Genomic DNA, 17,946 nt, shown 5'->3' on the forward strand with positions numbered 1-17,946 from the left:
CACGATCAGTTGGTGGCGGGCCCGAATTGCGCCCGTCCCGGTGCGCCCACGTTCAGAACATAGGTCTCGCGGAAGCCCTGGACATCCACACGCGTGTCGAGGAACACGGAGGCATCATTCTGCGAGGCTTCCACGCGAATATCGCCGAAGACCAGCTTTTCCTCGGCGACCTGTGCGATCTCGATGGTGGCGATGATGTTGGGTTCACCCTCAGAAGGCTGCTCCACCCATTGCACGTAAAGTTTCGGCGTATCGCCTTCGGCCACGAGAACCACGCGGCTGAACCCCTGAAGGTCACCCTCGCTCCAGGGCCCCACCACCCGCACGGCAAAGACCGTGGGATCGATCACCTCGAGCACGGGTGGGATCGTGTCTAGCGACTCGATCTTTGGCAGTGCATCGCCGCTCGTGCTGTCCTCCGCCGGTTTGTCAGGTGTCTTTTTGGGCTCGGCGACAGGCGCCGGCTCGCCTTGCGCATTGTTCGGCACAGGTGATGTTTGTGCGAACGCCATTGTCGCGGACAAAACGGCCAGGCTTGCGGCGGCGAGCAGGGTGCTTGTGCGGGTCATAGCGTCGGTTCCGATTTTTCAGACATCCAGCTCTTCGACAAAGGCGGCACGCTCCTGGATGAAGCGGAAGCGTGTTTCCGGCTTCGTTCCCATCAATTCCTCAACCGTGGTCTTCGTTTCACCACGGAGTTCCTCGTCAACCACCACCCGCAGCAGAATCCGCTTCTTCGGGTCCATGGTTGTCTCGCGCAGCTGTTGCGGCATCATCTCGCCAAGGCCTTTGAAGCGGCCGATCTCCACGTTCTTCCCCTTGAAGGCAGTTGCCAGCAACTCATTCTTCTCCGCGTCGTCACGCGCGTAAACCGTCTTGCCGCCGTGGGTGAGTCGGTAGAGAGGAGGCACCGCCAGGAAAAGATGCCCTCCACGAATGAGTTCCGGCATTTCCCTAAAGAAGAAGGTGAGCAGGAGCGAGGCGATGTGGGCGCCATCCACATCGGCGTCGGTCATGATGATGATCCGCTCGTAACGCAGGTCGTCCTCGCGATAGGCGGATCGCGTGCCGCAGCCCAGCGCCAGGATGAGATCGGCAAGCTGCTGGTTCTGGGCGAGCTTGCCGTCAGCGGCGCTGGCAACGTTCAGAATCTTGCCGCGCAGTGGCAGAATGGCCTGGTTCTGCCGCTGCCGCGCCTGCTTGGCGGATCCGCCGGCGGAATCACCTTCCACGATGAAGAGTTCCGCACCCGCGGCCGTGTCCTGGCTGCAGTCGGCGAGCTTGCCGGGAAGGCGCAGCTTACGGGTTGCGGTCTTGCGCAGCGTCTCCTTCTCGGCGCGGCGGCGCAGGCGCTCATCGGCCCGCTCCAGCGCCTTGTCCAGAAGCCGCTTGGCGGTTTGTGGCTGTCCGGCAAGCCAGTGATCGAAGGGATCGCGCATGGCCTGATCAACGATGCGGGCTGCCTCGCTCGTCGCCAGCCGTTCCTTGGTCTGGCCCTGGAATTCCGGCTCACGCACGAAGACGGAAAGCATGGCGCAGCAGACGCCCATGACGTCGTCGGAGCTCAGGTCCTTGACCTTTTTGTTGCCGATCAGCTCGCCATAGGCGCGCAACCCACGCAGGAGCGCCGCCCGCAGGCCCTGCTCATGGGTGCCGCCTTCTGGCGTGGGAATGGTGTTGCAGTAGGAGCGGACAAAGCTGTCGCCCTCATCCAGCCAGCCGATGGCCCATTCGACGGCTTCAGGGCCGCCGTTGACCTGAACCTTGCCCGAGAAAAGCCCGTCGGCAAGCAGACTGTCGCCTTCAAGCTGGGCACCGAGATAGTCCTTCAGGCCTCCCGGGAAATGAAAGGTCGCCTTTTCCGGGATCGTGCTGTCGCCGCCGAGGAGTTCCGGCGCGCAGGTCCAGCGGATCTCGACACCCCCGAAAAGATAGGCTTTGGAACGGGCCATGGCGAAAAGCCGTGCCGGCTTGAAGCGGGCACTGGCGCCGAAAATCGTCTGATCCGGATGAAAGCGGATTTTCGTGCCACGCCTGTTGTTTATAGCGCCCACTTCAACGAGCGGCGACTGGGCATGGCCACGTGAATAGCTCTGCCGATAGAGGCGCTGATTACGCGCCACCTCCACCTCAAGCCGGTCGGACAGTGCGTTGACAACCGATATGCCGACACCATGAAGGCCGCCCGAGGTTTCGTACGCCTTGCTGGAAAATTTGCCGCCGGAATGCAGCGTCGTGAAGATCACCTCGAGTGCCGACTTCCCGGGGAACTTGGGATGGGGGTCGACAGGTATGCCGCGTCCATTGTCGATGACGGTGACGGCACCCTCCGCATCGAGATCCACCGCGATGAAGGTTGCGTGACCCGCGACGGCCTCGTCCATGGAATTGTCGATCACCTCCGCGAAGAGGTGGTGCAGGGCCTTCTCGTCAGTACCGCCGACATACATACCGGGGCGGCGGCGCACCGGTTCCAGCCCCTCGAGAACCTCGATATCGGCTGCCGTATAGCTCGATGGATCGCGCACAACCTCGGCCTGAACCGCCGCCTCAGCCGGCCGCGGGTTCGTGTGCCGCGCCGCCACCTCGGCCAATGAGCCAAAAAGATCCTTGCCGTCGTCCATACCGCTCATTCTGATTCGCTCGACTTTTGAACTATCGCACGCCGGGCCATTGGAAGCGATGACCATTAAGGTGGTGCGATCAGTCCCATAACATGGCATGACTGTGCCCGTCCTGCCTGTCTGCAACGAGTTTTCCCCATGACATCCATCTTCACGATCGCGCCGTCGGTTATGCCTGTCGCAGGAACCGATCAGACCTTTCCCGTTCGCCGGATCTATTGCGTCGGCCAGAACTATGCCGACCATGCGCGCGAGATGGGCGGAGATCCCGACCGTAACCCGCCGTTCTTCTTCACCAAGCCGGCCGATGCCATTGTGCCTTCCGGTTCCGCGGTGCCTTATCCGCCGCAGACCGACAACCTTCATCACGAGATCGAGCTTGTGGTCGCAATCGGCAAGGCCGGGGCGGATATCCCGGTCGATCGTGCTCTGGAGCACGTCTACGGCTATACCGTCGGGATCGATTTGACACGGCGCGATCTTCAGGCCGAGGCGAAGAAAGCCGGTCGGCCGTGGGACATGGCCAAAGGGTTCGACAAGTCCGCGCCCATGGCAGCCCTGCATCCCGCCGAAAAGATCGGCCATCCGTCTTCCGGCCGGATCTGGCTCAAGGTCAATGACGGCATCCGTCAGGACAGCGACCTTGCCAAACAAATCTGGGCGGTGCCGGAAGCGATCGCCTATCTGTCGACCCTGGTACGCCTGGAGCCGGGCGATCTTCTGATGACGGGAACACCTGATGGCGTCGGTGCGATCGTTCGCGGCGACCGTGTCAGCGGCGGCATCGACGGGCTCGACGAAATCAGCATCACCATCGCTTGATGCCCACATGGCAACGCCCCGTCGTGACCTTGTCAGGACGGGGCGATCTATCCGTGGCGTTGCTTTGGGTGAGGGGCGCGCCTCAGAGGGCCGGCCCGAGATGCAAGCCTGATCGGATCGTTTTCCGGTTTTACGACGTCTTAATTCCGCACGATCTTCTTCATAGACGCATTCGCGAACGTCAGCCGAAAGGTTTCGATTGGAAATCGCCAGTCGTCAAAGTTTTTAAATTGTCGGCTCTTGTTGCCGCTCACGTGAGACGTTGCGCCCCACTCTTGTGGCGACAATTACTTACTCTCCGGTGGCGTCATTTTCTTAGACCTCCACTTTCTGAATATGTGCAGTCTGCGCCCGGCGATTCGACAAGTCAAGGTCGTGCGACGCGCCAACGCGCAATCGAGCTGGTGGCGTAAAGCAAAGCTTTATCCCCCAGGCGCATCAGGAAGCTGCGAAGGGCAGGGATGGCCGGACGCTCGATAAAGCGCCAGATCACAAAAGAAAGTGCAACAAGAGCCGCGATAGCGATTGTGAGCAGGAGCCAGGTGTCGATGGTGTCAGCCAGATGCTGGAATACGAGATAGCCGATGTGTTGATGGAGCAGATAGAGCGGATAGCTGATCCCGCCGAGAGCGGCTGACAGGCTCGCCGGCAGGATTGGCCAGGGCATCCGCACGGCCGTCACAACGGCCGCTATGGCAACCGCCAACACCAGGAGCGTCAGGCCGATGCTTCCTTCGAAGCCGAAGTGGTCTTCCATGGTGCGCATGCTGTTGTATTCGCCCAGACCTAGGAGCGCAGCAGCGGCCAACGCAACGGTCGCATCGGCGGCTGAAACCGTCCAGTTTCTCCGAAACAGGCGATAGAGCAGGATGCCAATGGAGAAGTGGCCTGCGTATTGCGTGACAAGCAGGATGCGCAGCACGCCCGATTGCAGAAAGACCTCATTGAGAAGGCCGATCGCAAGCCAGCCTGTGACGAGGATGAGCATGCGCCGCTGGAACAGCCCTAGCGCTATGAAGAGGGCGACCCAGCCATAGAACATGATTTCGAGGACGATCGACCAGTAGGCGCCATCCATGAAGGGTTGACCAAACGCCGGCGCCAGCATGGTCAGATTGGCGATGTAGCTCGGCAAAGACGGCGCAAACCTGCTGCCCGGCTGGGCGAGAACAAGGCCCGCGAGAGCGGTGATGGTCATGCAGACGAGAAACGCGGGATAAAGGCGGCTCGCACGTGCGGCGGCGAAAGCAACAAGCCCGCGGCCTTCAGCTGAATAGGCGATCACAAAGCCCGACATCACAAAGAAGCACGAGACGCCCAAAAAGCCATAGCGGGCAACATCCGCCCCCGCGAAGATGAGCGGACTATAGCCATCCGCAGCGGCACCGCGAAACATCAGATGGTAGAATACGACGGCGAGGGCCGCGCAAAACCGGAGCAGGTCGAGATTGCCGATGCGGGCCTGGGCCATGGTTTCACGTGTCAGGAGCCGGTCACTCCCATGAGCTATGACAGGTGGGGGTTAGGCCGCCGTTAAAACGATCATGGCCGGAACGGGGTCCGGCCATGATGCATCTCGGGTAAAATGGCCGATCAGACCGAGTAGTACATGTCGAATTCGACCGGATGCGGGGTGTGCTCGAAACGGATCACGTCCTGCATCTTCAGTTCGATATAAGCATCGATCTGATCGTCGCTGAAGACACCGCCCTTCTTGAGGAATTCGCGGTCCTTGTCGAGCGAGACCAGAGCTTCGCGCAGCGAACCGCAGACGGTCGGGATCTTTTTCAGCTCCTTGGCGGGCAGATCATAGAGATCCTTGTCCATGGCCTGGCCCGGATCGATCTTGTTGGTGATGCCATCAAGACCTGCCATCAGCAGGGCCGCGAAGGCGAGATAGGGGTTCGCTGCCGGATCGGGGAAGCGAACCTCCACGCGCTTGGCCTTGGGCGAGTTCGTCCACGGAATGCGGCAGGACGCGGAGCGGTTACGCGCTGAATAGGCCAGCAGAACCGGTGCTTCGAAGCCCGGCACGAGACGCTTGTAGGAGTTCGTGGTCGGGTTGGTGAAGGCATTGATGGCCTTGGCGTGCTTGATGATGCCGCCGATGTACCACAGGCACTCCTGCGAAAGGCCGGCATAGCGATCGCCAGCGAACATGGGCTTGCCGTCCTTCCAGATCGACATGTGGCAGTGCATGCCCGAGCCGTTGTCGCCGTACACCGGCTTCGGCATGAAGGTCGCCGTCTTGCCGTAGCTGTGCGCGACGTTGTGGATGGCGTACTTGTAGATCTGAAGGTGGTCAGCCATCGGCACGATCGACTCGAACTTCAAACCGAGTTCGTGCTGAGCGGACGCGACCTCGTGGTGATGCTTCTCGACGAGGCAACCCATCGCTGCCATGGCAGCGAGCATTTCGCCGCGCATGTCCTGAGCATTATCGACCGGCGGAACGGGAAAATAACCACCCTTGGTCGGAACGCGATGACCCATGTTTCCGGTCTCATATTCCGCGTCGGAATTGGTCGGCAGTTCGACGTTATCGAGCTTGAAGCCGGTGTTGTAGGGCGTGGCCGAGAAGCGCACGTCGTCGAAGATGAAGAATTCGGCTTCGGGACCGAAATAGACGGTATCGCCGATGCCGGTCGACTTCAGGTATGCCTCGGCCTTCTTCACGGTGCCGCGCGGATCGCGCTCATAGGGCTCCATGGTGGTGGGCTCGAGAATGTCGCAGACCACCGACAGGGTGGGCGCGGCGAAGAACGGATCCATGCAGGCACTGGAGGGATCCGGCATCAGCAGCATGTCGGACTCGTTGATGGCCTTCCAGCCGGCGATCGAGGATCCATCGAACATCTGGCCTTCTTCGAAGAAGTCTTCGTCGACCATGGTGATGTCGAAGGTGACGTGCTGCCACTTGCCCTTGGGATCGGTGAAGCGGAGATCCACATACTTGACGTCGTTATCCTTGATAAATTTCAGGACGTCGCTGGCAGTCTTCATGAATGAGATCCTTCTTGTGCGTTGATTCTGAGTGAGTCTTTGAGGATGCGGTCCGCGCGGCGTGGAGAACGCGGCGGATCAGATCGCATCGTTGCCCGTTTCGCCCGTGCGGATGCGGATCGCTTCCTCCACGCTCGAAACGAAAATTTTGCCGTCGCCGATGCGGCCGGTCTGGGCCGCCTTGCGGATGGCTTCCACTGCGCGCTCCACCATGTCGTCGGAAATGACGACCTCGATTTTCACCTTCGGGAGAAAATCAACGACATATTCGGCGCCGCGATAGAGTTCGGTGTGACCCTTCTGCCGCCCGAAGCCCTTGGCTTCGGTGACAGTTATTCCTTGCACACCAACCTCTTGCAGCGATTCCTTCACCTCATCGAGCTTGAAGGGTTTGATGATCGCTTCAATTTTCTTCATTGCGTCTACTTCTCCCTCGGCTCTTGCCCGTGGCCACGGGCAAGCGTCAAACGCTAGCACCGAACGTGCCAAGTCGCGAAACTTCGTTGAATGTGCTCGAATTCGAGCGGAACGCAAATGGACCCGTCCTTCTGACCGCCAGATGGAAGTGCGAAGTGACCATTGAATGTGCATGTTGGCTATAAATTGTGCATCGATCGCCCCGAAATGGCTAAACGGTCGATTGGTGCCGCCAAGGGAGCTGAAAAGCCTAATGATAGAGCTGCTGACGCCCACGGAGATGCAGAGGGTCGACCGCCTGGCGATCGCTGATGGAAGCCCGGGCATCGCTCTTATGGAGCGAGCCGGGGCACAGGTTGCGGAAGCGATACTGCGCCATTTCGCCGGGGCGAGGGACGTTCTGGTGTTGTGCGGCAGTGGCAACAACGGCGGCGACGGTTTTATCGCTGCTCGCCATCTTGCCGAAGCGGGAATGCACGTGCGGGTAATGAGCGCGGTCGCACGGGAAGCTCTCGCCGGCGACGCGGCCCTGGCCGCCCAGGCCTGGAGCGCACCCCTGGAGCGGTTGTCGACCGATCACGGGCGCCCCGACCTTATCGTGGACGCACTGCTTGGCGCCGGTCTCCGACGAGACGTCGCAGGCCCTCTCGCGGCGGTCATCGACGCCGTAAACACCTCCGGCTCGCCGGTGGTAGCTGTGGACCTTCCGTCGGGCATCGATGGAGCCACGGGAGCAATCCGGGGCTGTGCGATCCAGGCGAGACAGACCGTGACCTTCGTTCGCTGCAAGCCGGGCCATTTCCTGTTGCCTGGCCGAGAACTCTGCGGCGAGCGCCTTCTTTTCGATATCGGCATCTCCGACGCAACCGTTGATGAGATCGGCGCCGGCACTTTCGCCAATCGTCCCACCCTTTGGCAGGCACATTGGCCTGCCATTGCCCACGACAGGCACAAGTATGATCGCGGCCATGTTGGTGTCGTCACGGGTGGTGCCACGGCGACCGGCGCGGCGCGGCTCGCCATCCGTGGTGCCTTTCGGACAGGCGCGGGTCTGGTCACGGCCCTGGCGCCGGCGGAGGCCGCCTTCGTGCTCGCGCCTGCCCTTGAAGGACCCATGCTTCGCATCGCCGATACAGCTGACGATCTTCAAAAGCTGGTCGCAGAACGGAAGATATCGGCTGTCGTCATCGGCCCGGGCACCGGCGTGGGCGAGGGCACGCGCAAGAACGTACTCGGCATACTCGCGACAGATGCCGCAGTGGTGCTCGACGCCGATGCTCTGACGAGTTTTGAGGGAGAGGCCAGCTTGCTGCTGGCGGCCCTGAGGCAGCGGCCGCGCCCCACGGTCCTCACACCTCACGCCGGCGAATTCCATCGTCTTTTTCGCGGCTTGCTGCCAGATGCTGGATCAAAACTTGATCTTTGCCGGCACGCTGCGCGGCAAGCGAATGCGGTCGTTCTCTTCAAAGGCGCCGATAGCGTCGTCGCAGCACCCGATGGCCGAGCGTCCATTGCCGACAACGCTCCTCCGTGGCTTGCCACCGCCGGCGCCGGCGACGTCCTGACCGGCATCATCGCCGGCCTTTTGGCCCAGGGTATGCCCGCCTTCGAAGCGGCCAGCGCAGCTGTCTGGATCCACGGCAAAGCGGCGGCCGACTTTGGTCCTGGTCTCATCGCGGAAGACCTGCCGGACCAGCTTCCTTCCATCCTGCGCAGCTTCGTCAGGCCATGGCGCGATGACGATCCACTGCGCGTCGATTGAAGGCCGTTGTCATTTTCTAGTGCATGCCGCAAAGGGCGTGCTATAGAGCGCCCCGAACCGGGGCGCGTAGCGCGTTCGGGGCGTCCGGCGCGGGCGTGGCGGAACTGGTAGACGCGCTGGATTTAGGTTCCAGTGGCGAAAGTCGTGGGGGTTCGAGTCCCTCCGCCCGCACCAACGCCCTACGTCCTCCCATTCGTAAGCATTGCCCGAGCGGCACAAGAGATTTCGAAAGACGACGACATGCAGGTGACCCAGACTTCTTCCGAGGGCTTGAAGCGCGAGTTCAAGATCACGATTCCCGCGACCGACCTCGATGCCAAACTGTCCGAACGTCTTGAGAGCATCAAGGATCGGGTCCGCATCAACGGTTTCCGGCCGGGCAAGGTGCCAACGCAGCACCTGCGCCGCATCTACGGCAAGCAGGTCATGGGCGAGGTGCTTCAGGAGATGATCGGCGAATCCAACCGCCGTATCGTTGAAGAGAACGACATTAAGCTTGCCATGCAGCCCAACATCAAGCTGCCCGAGGACGAGGCCGAGATCGCGCGCGTCATGGAAGCCAAGGGCGATCTTGTGTTCGACGTCGCCCTCGAGGTGTTGCCCAAGATCGAAATCGCCGATCTGAAAGGCATCAAGGCCGAGAAGCCGGTCGCGGATGTCACTGACACGGAAATCAACGAGACGCTGGATCGCATCGCCAAGCAGAACCGTCCGTTCAGCCCGAAAGAGAAGAAGGGTGCCAAGGCCGCCGAAGGTGATCGCCTGACAGTGGACTTCAAGGGCGAAATCGACGGCACGCCCTTCGAGGGTGGCTCCGGCGAAGACATGACCGTCGAGATCGGCGCTGGCAACTTCATCCCCGGCTTTGAAGAAAAGCTGGTCGGAGCCAAGGCGGGCGAGACGCGCGACGTCGAAATTTCCTTCCCGGCTGATTACGGCCGCGCGGATCTTGCCGGCAAGCCGGTGAAGTTCACCGTCACGGTGAAGCAGATCGAAGCCCCCGGCGAAATGGCTATCGACGACGAGCTCGCCAAAGCCGTTGGCATGGAGTCGCTGGACAAGCTGAAGGATGCCGTCAAGGAGCAGCATGAGCGTGAACTGGCCCTGGTCTCCCGCCAGCGGTTGAAGCGCGAGTTGCTCGATGCGCTCGACGAGCGCCATTCTTTCGAGCTGCCGCCCACGCTCGTCGAGCAGGAGTTTGCCGTTGTGTGGAATCAGGTCGAGCGTGATCTGGCGCAGAGCGGAAAGACCTTGGCAGACGAAGGCAAGACCGAGGACGAGGCAAAGGCCGAGTATAAAAAAATCGCGGAGCGGCGCGTCCGGCTGGGACTCGTCCTTGCGGAAATCGGCGAGAAGAACGACATCAAGGTAAGCGAAGACGAAGTGACTCGCGCGGTCGTCGACCGTGCACGTCAATTCCCCGGCAGGGAGCAGCAGGTTTGGGAGTTCTACCGGAACAATCCGGATGCTCTCGCGGAACTGCGCGCGCCTCTGTTCGAGGAAAAAGTCATCGACTACATCGCTGGGCTCGCCGAAGTGACCGAGAAGAAGGTCACCCGTGACGAGCTGATCCAGAAAGACGACGAGGCGGACGCGGCCTAAGCTGTCGCTCCGGGCTGCGGGAGACCAGAATGATCGATATGCGTGATCCGCTTGATACCTACTTCAATACCCTGGTTCCGATGGTGGTCGAGCAGACCAACCGCGGCGAGCGGGCCTTCGATATCTATTCGCGTCTGTTGAAGGAGCGGATCGTCTTCCTGACCGGCCCGGTCGAGGACAATATGGCCTCGGTCATCGTGGCTCAGCTTCTCTTTCTGGAGGCCGAAAACCCGAAGAAAGAGATCTCGATGTACATCAACTCGCCTGGCGGCGTCGTGACCGCCGGGCTGTCGATCTACGACACCATGCAGTACATCAAGCCGCAGGTGTCGACCCTGTGCATCGGCCAGGCGGCATCCATGGGATCGCTGCTCCTGACGGCCGGCGCGAAAGACATGCGCTTCATCACGCCGAACGCCCGCGTGATGGTGCATCAGCCGTCCGGCGGCTTCCGCGGACAGGCCTCCGACATCGAGCGGCACGCCGAAGACATCATCAAGATCAAACGCCGGCTCAATGAAATCTACGTGAAGCACACCGGTCAGGACTACGACACGGTTGAAAAGACGCTCGATCGCGACCACTTCATGTCAGCAGAGCAGGCGCGTGATTTCGGCATTGTCGACAAGGTGCTGGAGCAACGTCCCGAGGGCGGCGAAAGCGTGACGCCCTGACGCAGCGTTAAGCGCAAAGTTTAACCGTTATTTGCGATGGTTCAGTGTCATCGTTAATGTTCTGTTGATTTTGCGCGCGCTAGCGTGATGACATACGGCGGCGATCGGGGCGAATACGTTCCAGTATCGAGTCGCCGCCACCGATCTTCAGCCCGCTACGCTTCGTTAGCACAGGCAGGCTTAGAATTATGAGAGTCGCGTCGCTTGCGCGGCTCGTAAGGAGCACGGTGATGAGCAAATCCGGTACCGACTCGAAGAACACGCTTTACTGCTCGTTCTGCGGGAAAAGCCAGCACGAGGTGCGCAAGCTCATCGCGGGGCCTACGGTTTTCATCTGCGACGAGTGCGTTGAGCTCTGCATGGACATCATCCGTGAGGAGAACAAGTCCTCGCTGGTGAAGTCGCGCGATGGCGTTCCAACCCCGCGCGAGATCCGCAAGGTGCTCGACGACTACGTCATCGGCCAGGACCACGCCAAGAAGGTGCTGTCCGTGGCCGTGCACAACCACTACAAGCGCCTCGGTCACGCGGCGAAGCACAACGACGTCGAGTTGGCGAAGTCGAACATCCTCCTGGTCGGCCCCACCGGCTCGGGCAAGACATTGCTCGCCCAGACGTTGGCGCGGATCCTCGACGTTCCCTTCACCATGGCTGATGCCACCACGCTAACCGAAGCCGGTTATGTCGGTGAGGATGTCGAGAACATCATCCTGAAGCTGCTGCAGGCCGCCGACTACAACGTCGAGCGTGCGCAGCGCGGCATTGTCTATATCGACGAGATCGACAAGATCAGCCGGAAATCGGACAACCCGTCGATCACACGCGACGTGTCAGGCGAGGGTGTCCAGCAGGCGCTGCTCAAGATCATGGAGGGCACGGTCGCCAGCGTTCCGCCCCAGGGCGGCCGCAAGCATCCGCAGCAGGAATTCCTGCAGGTGGATACGACTAATATCCTCTTCATCTGCGGTGGCGCTTTCGCCGGCCTGGAGAAGATCATCTCCGCGCGCGGCAAGGGCACCTCGATCGGCTTTAGCGCGACCGTGTCTGCCCCCGACGATCGCCGCACGGGCGAGATCTTCCGTGAGGTGGAGCCTGAGGATCTGCTTAAGTTCGGCCTCATCCCAGAGTTCGTGGGTCGTCTGCCGGTTCTGGCGACGCTGGAGGATCTGGACGAAGGAGCGTTGAAGATCATTCTGCAGGAGCCGAAGAACGCCCTGGTCAAGCAGTACCAGCGGCTGTTCGAGATGGAAGGCGTCGGCCTGTCGTTCCAGGACGAAGCCCTTGGCGCGATCGCCCGCAAGGCCATCGAGCGCAAGACAGGCGCGCGCGGCCTGCGCTCCATCATGGAGGGCATCCTACTCGACACCATGTATGATCTCCCCAGCCTGGAAGGTGTGGAAGAGGTCGTGATCGGCGGCGACGTCGTGGATGGCAAGTCTCGTCCACTCTACATATACACCGACAGGGCAGGTGATGCCGGTGCAGAGGCAAGCGCTTGACGTCTTGACCTTTTTTTCACCCGGCGGCTGTCGAAAGCCGCCGGGGCGACATCTTGAAACCTCGGTTGATCACAACCATCTGAAGGCCAACACGGTCCCTCTGCAAAAGTGGCAGGGGACAGCCTCCGATGTCGCCGGTGATCCTCTTTCTCATCATTCGACTCGGCCTACACTCGCTCCTGGTGGGCGGTGCGCCATGACACGTGGCGCTGTGACATAAGGATATTTGGCATGAGTAGCTCAAAGCCTCGCCATACGCTCAATCCTGGTGAAGTCGATCGCTTCCCGATTCTCGCGCTGCGCGACATCGTCGTGTTCCCGCATATGATCGTGCCGCTCTTCGTCGGCCGCGAGAAATCCATCAAGGCTTTGGAAGAGGTGATGCGGATCGAGAAGCCGATCCTGCTGGTCACCCAGAAGGATCCCAGCAATGACGATCCGGAGCCAAAGGACATCTATGAAATCGGCACGCTGGCGACGGTGCTTCAGCTTTTGAAGCTGCCCGACGGCACGGTGAAGGTTCTTGTCGAGGGCATTGGACGCGCGGTCGTGCGACAGTACACCGGCGAAACCGCCTTCTATGAAGCCGAGGTCGAGGCGCTGGCCGATCAGGTCGGTGGCAACATCGAAATGAAGGCGCTTGGCCGTTCCGTGCTCAGCGAGTTCGAGAACTACGTCAAGCTCAACAAGAAGGTCTCCCCCGAGGTCGTCACGGCCATCGGGCAGATCGATGACGCCTCCAAGCTGGCTGACACGATCGCCTCGCACCTTTCCGTCAAGATCACGGAAAAGCAGGCCATTCTGGAACTGCTTGACGTCGGCGAGCGCATCGAGCGCGTCATGGGCTTGATGGAGAGCGAGATCTCTGTTCTCCAGGTCGAGAAGCGCATCCGCACGCGTGTGAAGCGCCAGATGGAGAAGACGCAGCGCGAATACTATCTCAACGAGCAGATGAAGGCGATCCAGAAGGAACTCGGCGATGACGAGGGCCGGGATGACCTTGCCGAGCTCGAAGAACGCATCGCCAAGACCAAGCTGACCAAGGAAGCCCGGGAGAAGGCTGTCGCCGAGCTGAAGAAGCTCAAGCAGATGAGCCCGATGTCGGCGGAATCGACGGTTTCGCGCAATTATCTCGACTGGCTGCTGTCACTCCCCTGGGGCGTGAAGAGCAAGGTCAAGAAGGATCTGGCTTTTGCTCAGGAGGTCCTCGACAGCGATCACTTCGGCCTGGAGAAGGTCAAGGAGCGCATCGTCGAATATCTCGCCGTGCAACAGCGGGTGAACAAGCTTACAGGCCCGATCCTGTGCCTGGTCGGTCCTCCCGGCGTCGGCAAGACCTCGCTCGGCAAATCGATCGCAAAGGCGACAGGCCGCGAGTTCGTGCGCATGTCGCTCGGCGGCGTGCGTGACGAATCGGAGATCCGCGGCCACCGCCGGACCTACATCGGCTCCATGCCGGGCAAGATCATCCAGTCGATGAAGAAGGCAAAGAAAGCCAATCCGCTGTTCCTGCTCGACGAGATCGACAAGATGGGCATGGACTTCCGCGGCGACCCAGCGTCGGCGCTGCTGGAGGTGCTTGATCCGCAGCAGAACAACTCGTTCAACGACCACTATCTTGAGGTGGACTACGATCTGTCGAACGTGATGTTCATCACCACGGCCAATACGCTGAACATTCCGCCGGCGCTGCTCGACCGGATGGAAATCATCCGGATCGCCGGCTACACCGAGGACGAGAAGGCTGAGATTGCCCGTCAGCATCTCATTCCCGAGGTGCTGGCAAAGCACGGCCTCACGCCCAAGGAATGGTCGATCGATGAGGGCGGCCTTCTTGAGCTGATCCGTCGCTACACCCGTGAGGCCGGCGTCCGCAATCTTGAGCGCGAGATCGCCAACCTGATCCGCAAGGCGGTGAAGGAACTTCTCACGTCCAAGAAGAAATCGATCAAGATCACGGCCAAGACGGTCTCCGACTATCTGGGCGTGCCGAAGTATCGGTTTGGGCAGGCGGAGCTTGAGGATCTCGTGGGCGTCGTGACAGGGCTTGCCTGGACCGAGGTCGGTGGCGAGCTTCTCACCATCGAAGGGCTCATGATGCCGGGCAAGGGTAAGATGACCGTTACGGGCAACCTGCGCGATGTCATGAAGGAGTCGATCTCTGCAGCAACCTCCTATGTCCGCTCGCGGGCGGTAGCCTTCGGTATCAAGCCTCCGCTGTTCGACCGGCGGGACATCCACGTGCACGTGCCTGAAGGTGCCACACCCAAGGACGGACCGTCGGCGGGTGTCGCGATGGCGACGGCCATTGTCTCGGTGATGACGGGCATTCCCGTGCGCAGGGACATCGCCATGACCGGCGAGATCACACTGCGCGGCCGTGTCCTGCCCATCGGCGGCTTAAAGGAGAAGCTGCTGGCGGCGCTTCGGGGCGGAATCAAGACGGTTCTGATTCCCGAGGACAACGCCAAGGACCTGGCGGATATTCCGGCCAACGTGAAGAATGGCCTCGAAATCATCCCGGTCAGCAGGATGGATGACGTGATCAAGCAAGCCTTGGTCCGTCAGCCCGAGGCCATCGAGTGGGATGAAGCGGAATATGTGCCGGTTGCTCAGGGAGATGAGTCGGCCGGCGTGACCGCCCACTGACGCTGAATGTCGAACGACGAGGCCCCGGTCGCAGGCGATCGGGGCCTTTTTTGTTGGTGGAAAAGACCGCAGGTTGGGGGAAATTGGCCATCCAGGTGTTCTTTTTTCCAAGAACAGCTTGCGTTCCCGCCCATTTCGGGAAACTGTCCCCCTCGCGCAACCCATAGAGGGGCGCTCAATCCTCATGTGATGCGGAGGGCACAGAATGAATAAGTCTGATTTGATCGCTGCGGTTGCCGAACAGGCCAGCCTCACCAAGGCGCAGGCGAATGCCGCTGTCGAAGCTATGATCGATTCGATCGTGGCTACCTTGAAGAACGGTGGCGAAGTCCGCCTCGTCGGTTTCGGCACGTTCCAGGTTGTGAACCGCGCCGCAGGCGTTGGCCGCAATCTGCGTACGGGCCAGACGATCAAGATTCCGGCGTCCAAGACGCCGAAGTTCAAGGCCGGCCAAGTCCTCAAGGATGCCGTCAACAAGTAATCCGACAACGAGCGATTGCGGCGTCGCGGCCTGATTGAAGGCCAAGATGCCGCGCTTGCTTCCAACCATGTCTCTCTTTTAAGAAGAGGGGGCAGGGCGGTTAGCTCAGCTGGTAGAGCATCTCGTTTACACCGAGAGGGTCGGCGGTTCGAGCCCGTCACCGCCCACCACGACTTGAATGTGAATTCCGTCAAACAAACGCTGAAAGAATGCACAGCGTCAGCTTGACACCGGATGGGGCCTGCCATATCACCCATCCGCCTCGCGATGCTTTCACGGCATCGCTTCGGGGGTGTAGCTCAGTTGGTTAGAGCGCCGGCCTGTCACGCCGGAGGCCGCGGGTTCGAGTCCCGTCACTCCCGCCACTTTACTTTGATGCCTCAACAGCTTTTCTGAAAAAGCTCGCATCGAACTTTACCTCGGATTTTTGCTCCGAGCGTTTTTACCGACCGAAGAGTGATGCGTGGCGGACCCTATAGGGCTATCCTGCCGCTGCGGCGTTTTTGTTCAACAAACCAAACTCGAACATGTAAAAAGACGTAGCGTGCGTGGGCGATACCCGCCACCAATGCGGCGTGTCTCGGCGAGCATCTAGACCGGGCAAGAGAAGGCGGAGCTGAGAATGAATGTGACGGATGGGCGTCTGCTCGTTGTCGAGGATGAGCCTCTTGTGCGGATGTTTGCGGTCGACGCGTTGATGGACCTGGGTTTCCAGGTGGACGAAGCCGGGACAGCCACGGAGGCTCTTGCCTTGCTCGCAGAGGGGCGGGACTATCTCATCGCCTTGACCGATGTCCGGCTGCCGGATCGCGGCGACGAGACCTGGCCTCTCGAACTACGGCAGCAACGGCCGATGTTGCCGCTGTTGGTTCTCAGCGGATTGGACGAACGATCGATCCGTGAGGCTTACCAGGGCATAGAATCGGTCGGCTTTTTGCAAAAGCCGTACAATCAGAACGCGCTGATCTCTGCCCTTGAGGAGCTTGGCGTGACCGTTCCGGTTCAGGACGATTCCCAGTAAACCTGGACGGAGTGGGTGGCGGGTCCGGTTACTGTTGGGGCGCTCTTCCAATGCTGCACCGGCCGCGTACGAAGTCCTCTGGCGACATTAGGTGTATAGCGTATATCGACTGCTCGTAACGCGATTGTGCGCTGCTGACCCGTCCAAGATCGGTGCCACGCTTCAGACCGAGTGCCCTCTTGTTCCGGCCGACCAGGAACGCAAGATTATCGTCTTCTTCCTCATGACAAAAACCTGCGGCGTCGCGTCTCGGAGCGGCGAAATCGCTGGCGGTAAGCTTGCCTCTTCCTGGGGGCTACGCTAAGCCTCCCGTGCCGAATTCAGATTGACTCCAAACTGGCTGGTAAAACGCACCAGGCGTTCTTATTTAACCGGTTGGAGCTAGGAAGGGGCGGCGGCCTCGCCGCTCTACAATCAGCCTCAGACGGTGCCATGAACGAGCTTCTCGCCGGATATCTTCCACTCGTCGTCTTCATTGGCGTTTCCCTCGTCATCGCGTTGGCGCTTCTCGTGTCGCCATTTCTCCTGGCCTATAAAAATCCGGACCCGGAGAAACTATCGGCCTACGAGTGCGGCTTCGACGCCTTCGACGACGCTCGCATGAAATTCGACGTGCGTTTCTATCTCGTGGCGATCCTGTTCATCATCTTCGACCTGGAAGTCGCTTTCCTGTTCCCCTGGGCAGTTGCCTTCGGTGACATCGGCCTGTTCGGCTTCTGGTCCATGGTGGTGTTCCTGGGCGTGCTCACCGTCGGCTTCGTCTATGAATGGAAGAAGGGAGCCCTTGAATGGGATTGACTGCAAACTCCCGGCAGACACTGGTGGCGCCGCGCCCGACAGGCGTGCTCGATCCTGCGACCGGAAAACCCGTTGGCGCAACCGATCCGTTTTTTGCCGAGATCAACAACGAACTGGCCGATAAGGGCTTCATCGTTACTTCGACCGATGATGTCATCAATTGGGCCCGCACCGGCTCCTTGATGTGGATGACCTTCGGACTTGCCTGCTGCGCCGTCGAAATGATCCAGATGTCGATGCCGCGCTATGATGCCGAGCGCTTCGGTTTCGCGCCGCGGGCGAGCCCGCGTCAGTCCGACCTGATGATCGTCGCCGGCACGCTGACCAACAAGATGGCGCCTGCGCTGCGCAAGGTCTACGATCAGATGCCTGAGCCGCGCTATGTGATCTCCATGGGATCCTGCGCCAACGGCGGCGGCTACTATCATTATTCCTATTCGGTGGTGCGCGGCTGCGACCGCATTGTGCCTGTTGACGTCTATGTGCCCGGCTGCCCGCCGACCGCAGAGGCGCTGCTCTACGGCATGCTGCTGCTGCAGAAGAAAATCCGCCGTACCGGTACCATCGAGCGTTAAGAGGCCTTTGAAGATGGCG

15 protein-coding genes and 3 tRNA genes are annotated in these 17,946 nt (G+C 60.5%); 13 read left to right on the forward strand and 5 right to left on the reverse strand.

Going from position 1 to position 17,946, the window contains the following annotated elements:
* Positions 1-5: 5 nt before the first annotated feature.
* Positions 6-569, reverse strand: a complete 564-nt coding sequence (locus tag IEV58_RS10660; RefSeq protein ID WP_188409714.1) for a hypothetical protein — start codon at positions 567-569, stop codon at positions 6-8.
* An 18-nt stretch (positions 570-587) separates the two neighbouring features.
* Positions 588-2,633, reverse strand: coding sequence for a DNA topoisomerase IV subunit B (gene parE / locus IEV58_RS10665; protein ID WP_229729356.1), 2,046 nt, complete (start codon positions 2,631-2,633; stop codon positions 588-590).
* Between the two features lie 129 nt (positions 2,634-2,762).
* Here parE and IEV58_RS10670 point away from each other — a divergent pair, with 129 nt between their 5' ends.
* Positions 2,763-3,446, forward strand: a complete 684-nt coding sequence (locus IEV58_RS10670; RefSeq protein WP_188409715.1) for a fumarylacetoacetate hydrolase family protein — start codon at positions 2,763-2,765, stop codon at positions 3,444-3,446.
* A gap of 367 nt (positions 3,447-3,813) precedes the next feature.
* Here the strand turns inward: IEV58_RS10670 and IEV58_RS10675 are convergent, their stop codons facing one another.
* The 3 genes from IEV58_RS10675 to IEV58_RS10685 form a co-directional block, all read right to left on the reverse strand.
* A complete protein-coding gene (locus tag IEV58_RS10675; protein WP_188409717.1) occupies positions 3,814-4,917 on the reverse strand; it encodes an acyltransferase family protein in 1,104 nt (367 codons plus the stop codon).
* A gap of 122 nt (positions 4,918-5,039) precedes the next feature.
* On the reverse strand, positions 5,040-6,449 hold the full coding sequence (glnA, locus tag IEV58_RS10680; RefSeq protein ID WP_188409719.1) for a type I glutamate--ammonia ligase: 1,410 nt from the start codon (positions 6,447-6,449) through the stop codon (positions 5,040-5,042).
* A gap of 78 nt (positions 6,450-6,527) precedes the next feature.
* The gene (locus IEV58_RS10685; RefSeq protein ID WP_188410285.1) at positions 6,528-6,866 is read right to left on the reverse strand and encodes a P-II family nitrogen regulator; all 339 of its coding nucleotides are present in this window, start codon (positions 6,864-6,866) and stop codon (positions 6,528-6,530) included.
* 253 nt (positions 6,867-7,119) lie between these two features.
* On the opposite strand from IEV58_RS10685, the gene IEV58_RS10690 reads away from it, so the two are divergent.
* The 12 genes from IEV58_RS10690 (at position 7,120) to IEV58_RS10745 (ending at position 17,927) form a co-directional block, all read left to right on the forward strand.
* On the forward strand, positions 7,120-8,628 hold the full coding sequence (locus IEV58_RS10690) for an NAD(P)H-hydrate dehydratase (RefSeq protein WP_188409721.1): 1,509 nt from the start codon (positions 7,120-7,122) through the stop codon (positions 8,626-8,628).
* Positions 8,629-8,717: 89 nt separating this feature from the next.
* A tRNA-Leu gene (locus IEV58_RS10695) sits at positions 8,718-8,802 on the forward strand.
* Between the two features lie 66 nt (positions 8,803-8,868).
* Positions 8,869-10,230, forward strand: a complete 1,362-nt coding sequence (gene tig / locus IEV58_RS10700) for a trigger factor (RefSeq protein WP_188409723.1) — start codon at positions 8,869-8,871, stop codon at positions 10,228-10,230.
* A 38-nt stretch (positions 10,231-10,268) separates the two neighbouring features.
* Complete coding sequence (clpP, locus tag IEV58_RS10705; protein ID WP_188410286.1) at positions 10,269-10,904, forward strand: ATP-dependent Clp endopeptidase proteolytic subunit ClpP; 636 nt, start codon at positions 10,269-10,271, stop codon at positions 10,902-10,904.
* Positions 10,905-11,134: 230 nt separating this feature from the next.
* On the forward strand, positions 11,135-12,403 hold the full coding sequence (gene clpX / locus IEV58_RS10710) for an ATP-dependent Clp protease ATP-binding subunit ClpX (RefSeq protein WP_188409725.1): 1,269 nt from the start codon (positions 11,135-11,137) through the stop codon (positions 12,401-12,403).
* A 231-nt stretch (positions 12,404-12,634) separates the two neighbouring features.
* Positions 12,635-15,052 carry an endopeptidase La gene (gene lon / locus IEV58_RS10715; protein ID WP_188409726.1) on the forward strand — a complete coding sequence of 806 codons (2,418 nt, stop codon included), beginning with the start codon at positions 12,635-12,637 and terminating at the stop codon, positions 15,050-15,052.
* Positions 15,053-15,257: 205 nt separating this feature from the next.
* Entirely contained in the window at positions 15,258-15,533 is a 276-nt protein-coding gene (locus tag IEV58_RS10720; RefSeq protein WP_188409727.1) for an HU family DNA-binding protein, read from the forward strand.
* Positions 15,534-15,627: 94 nt separating this feature from the next.
* A tRNA-Val gene (locus IEV58_RS10725) sits at positions 15,628-15,703 on the forward strand.
* Positions 15,704-15,821: 118 nt separating this feature from the next.
* Positions 15,822-15,898, forward strand: a tRNA-Asp gene (locus IEV58_RS10730).
* 257 nt (positions 15,899-16,155) lie between these two features.
* Positions 16,156-16,554 carry a response regulator gene (locus IEV58_RS10735; protein WP_188409728.1) on the forward strand — a complete coding sequence of 133 codons (399 nt, stop codon included), beginning with the start codon at positions 16,156-16,158 and terminating at the stop codon, positions 16,552-16,554.
* A 432-nt stretch (positions 16,555-16,986) separates the two neighbouring features.
* Positions 16,987-17,352, forward strand: coding sequence for an NADH-quinone oxidoreductase subunit A (locus tag IEV58_RS10740; protein WP_188409729.1), 366 nt, complete (start codon positions 16,987-16,989; stop codon positions 17,350-17,352).
* Positions 17,343-17,927, forward strand: coding sequence for a NuoB/complex I 20 kDa subunit family protein (locus IEV58_RS10745; protein ID WP_188409731.1), 585 nt, complete (start codon positions 17,343-17,345; stop codon positions 17,925-17,927). The genes IEV58_RS10740 and IEV58_RS10745 overlap by 10 nt, the downstream gene beginning before the upstream one ends.
* Positions 17,928-17,946: the final 19 nt, after the last annotated feature.

The sequence above is a fragment of the Agaricicola taiwanensis genome, assembly GCF_014635245.1.
Taxonomy (GTDB): Bacteria; Pseudomonadota; Alphaproteobacteria; order Rhizobiales; family Methylopilaceae; genus Agaricicola; species Agaricicola taiwanensis.

Bases quoted from the DNA above. Each gene is read 5' to 3' on its own strand.
- clpP (WP_188410286.1), top strand. From the start codon at position 10,269: ATGCGTGATCCGCTTGATACCTACTTCAATACCCTGGTTCCGATGGTG.
- IEV58_RS10685 (WP_188410285.1), bottom strand. From the start codon at position 6,866: ATGAAGAAAATTGAAGCGATCATCAAACCCTTCAAGCTCGATGAGGTG.
- IEV58_RS10670 (WP_188409715.1), top strand. From the start codon at position 2,763: ATGACATCCATCTTCACGATCGCGCCGTCGGTTATGCCTGTCGCAGGA.
- parE (WP_229729356.1), bottom strand. From the start codon at position 2,633: ATGAGCGGTATGGACGACGGCAAGGATCTTTTTGGCTCATTGGCCGAG.
- IEV58_RS10740 (WP_188409729.1), top strand. From the start codon at position 16,987: ATGAACGAGCTTCTCGCCGGATATCTTCCACTCGTCGTCTTCATTGGC.
- IEV58_RS10720 (WP_188409727.1), top strand. From the start codon at position 15,258: ATGAATAAGTCTGATTTGATCGCTGCGGTTGCCGAACAGGCCAGCCTC.
- IEV58_RS10735 (WP_188409728.1), top strand. From the start codon at position 16,156: ATGAATGTGACGGATGGGCGTCTGCTCGTTGTCGAGGATGAGCCTCTT.
- tig (WP_188409723.1), top strand. From the start codon at position 8,869: ATGCAGGTGACCCAGACTTCTTCCGAGGGCTTGAAGCGCGAGTTCAAG.
- lon (WP_188409726.1), top strand. From the start codon at position 12,635: ATGAGTAGCTCAAAGCCTCGCCATACGCTCAATCCTGGTGAAGTCGAT.
- clpX (WP_188409725.1), top strand. From the start codon at position 11,135: ATGAGCAAATCCGGTACCGACTCGAAGAACACGCTTTACTGCTCGTTC.
- glnA (WP_188409719.1), bottom strand. From the start codon at position 6,449: ATGAAGACTGCCAGCGACGTCCTGAAATTTATCAAGGATAACGACGTC.
- IEV58_RS10660 (WP_188409714.1), bottom strand. From the start codon at position 569: ATGACCCGCACAAGCACCCTGCTCGCCGCCGCAAGCCTGGCCGTTTTG.
- IEV58_RS10675 (WP_188409717.1), bottom strand. From the start codon at position 4,917: ATGGCCCAGGCCCGCATCGGCAATCTCGACCTGCTCCGGTTTTGCGCG.
- IEV58_RS10745 (WP_188409731.1), top strand. From the start codon at position 17,343: ATGGGATTGACTGCAAACTCCCGGCAGACACTGGTGGCGCCGCGCCCG.
- IEV58_RS10690 (WP_188409721.1), top strand. From the start codon at position 7,120: ATGATAGAGCTGCTGACGCCCACGGAGATGCAGAGGGTCGACCGCCTG.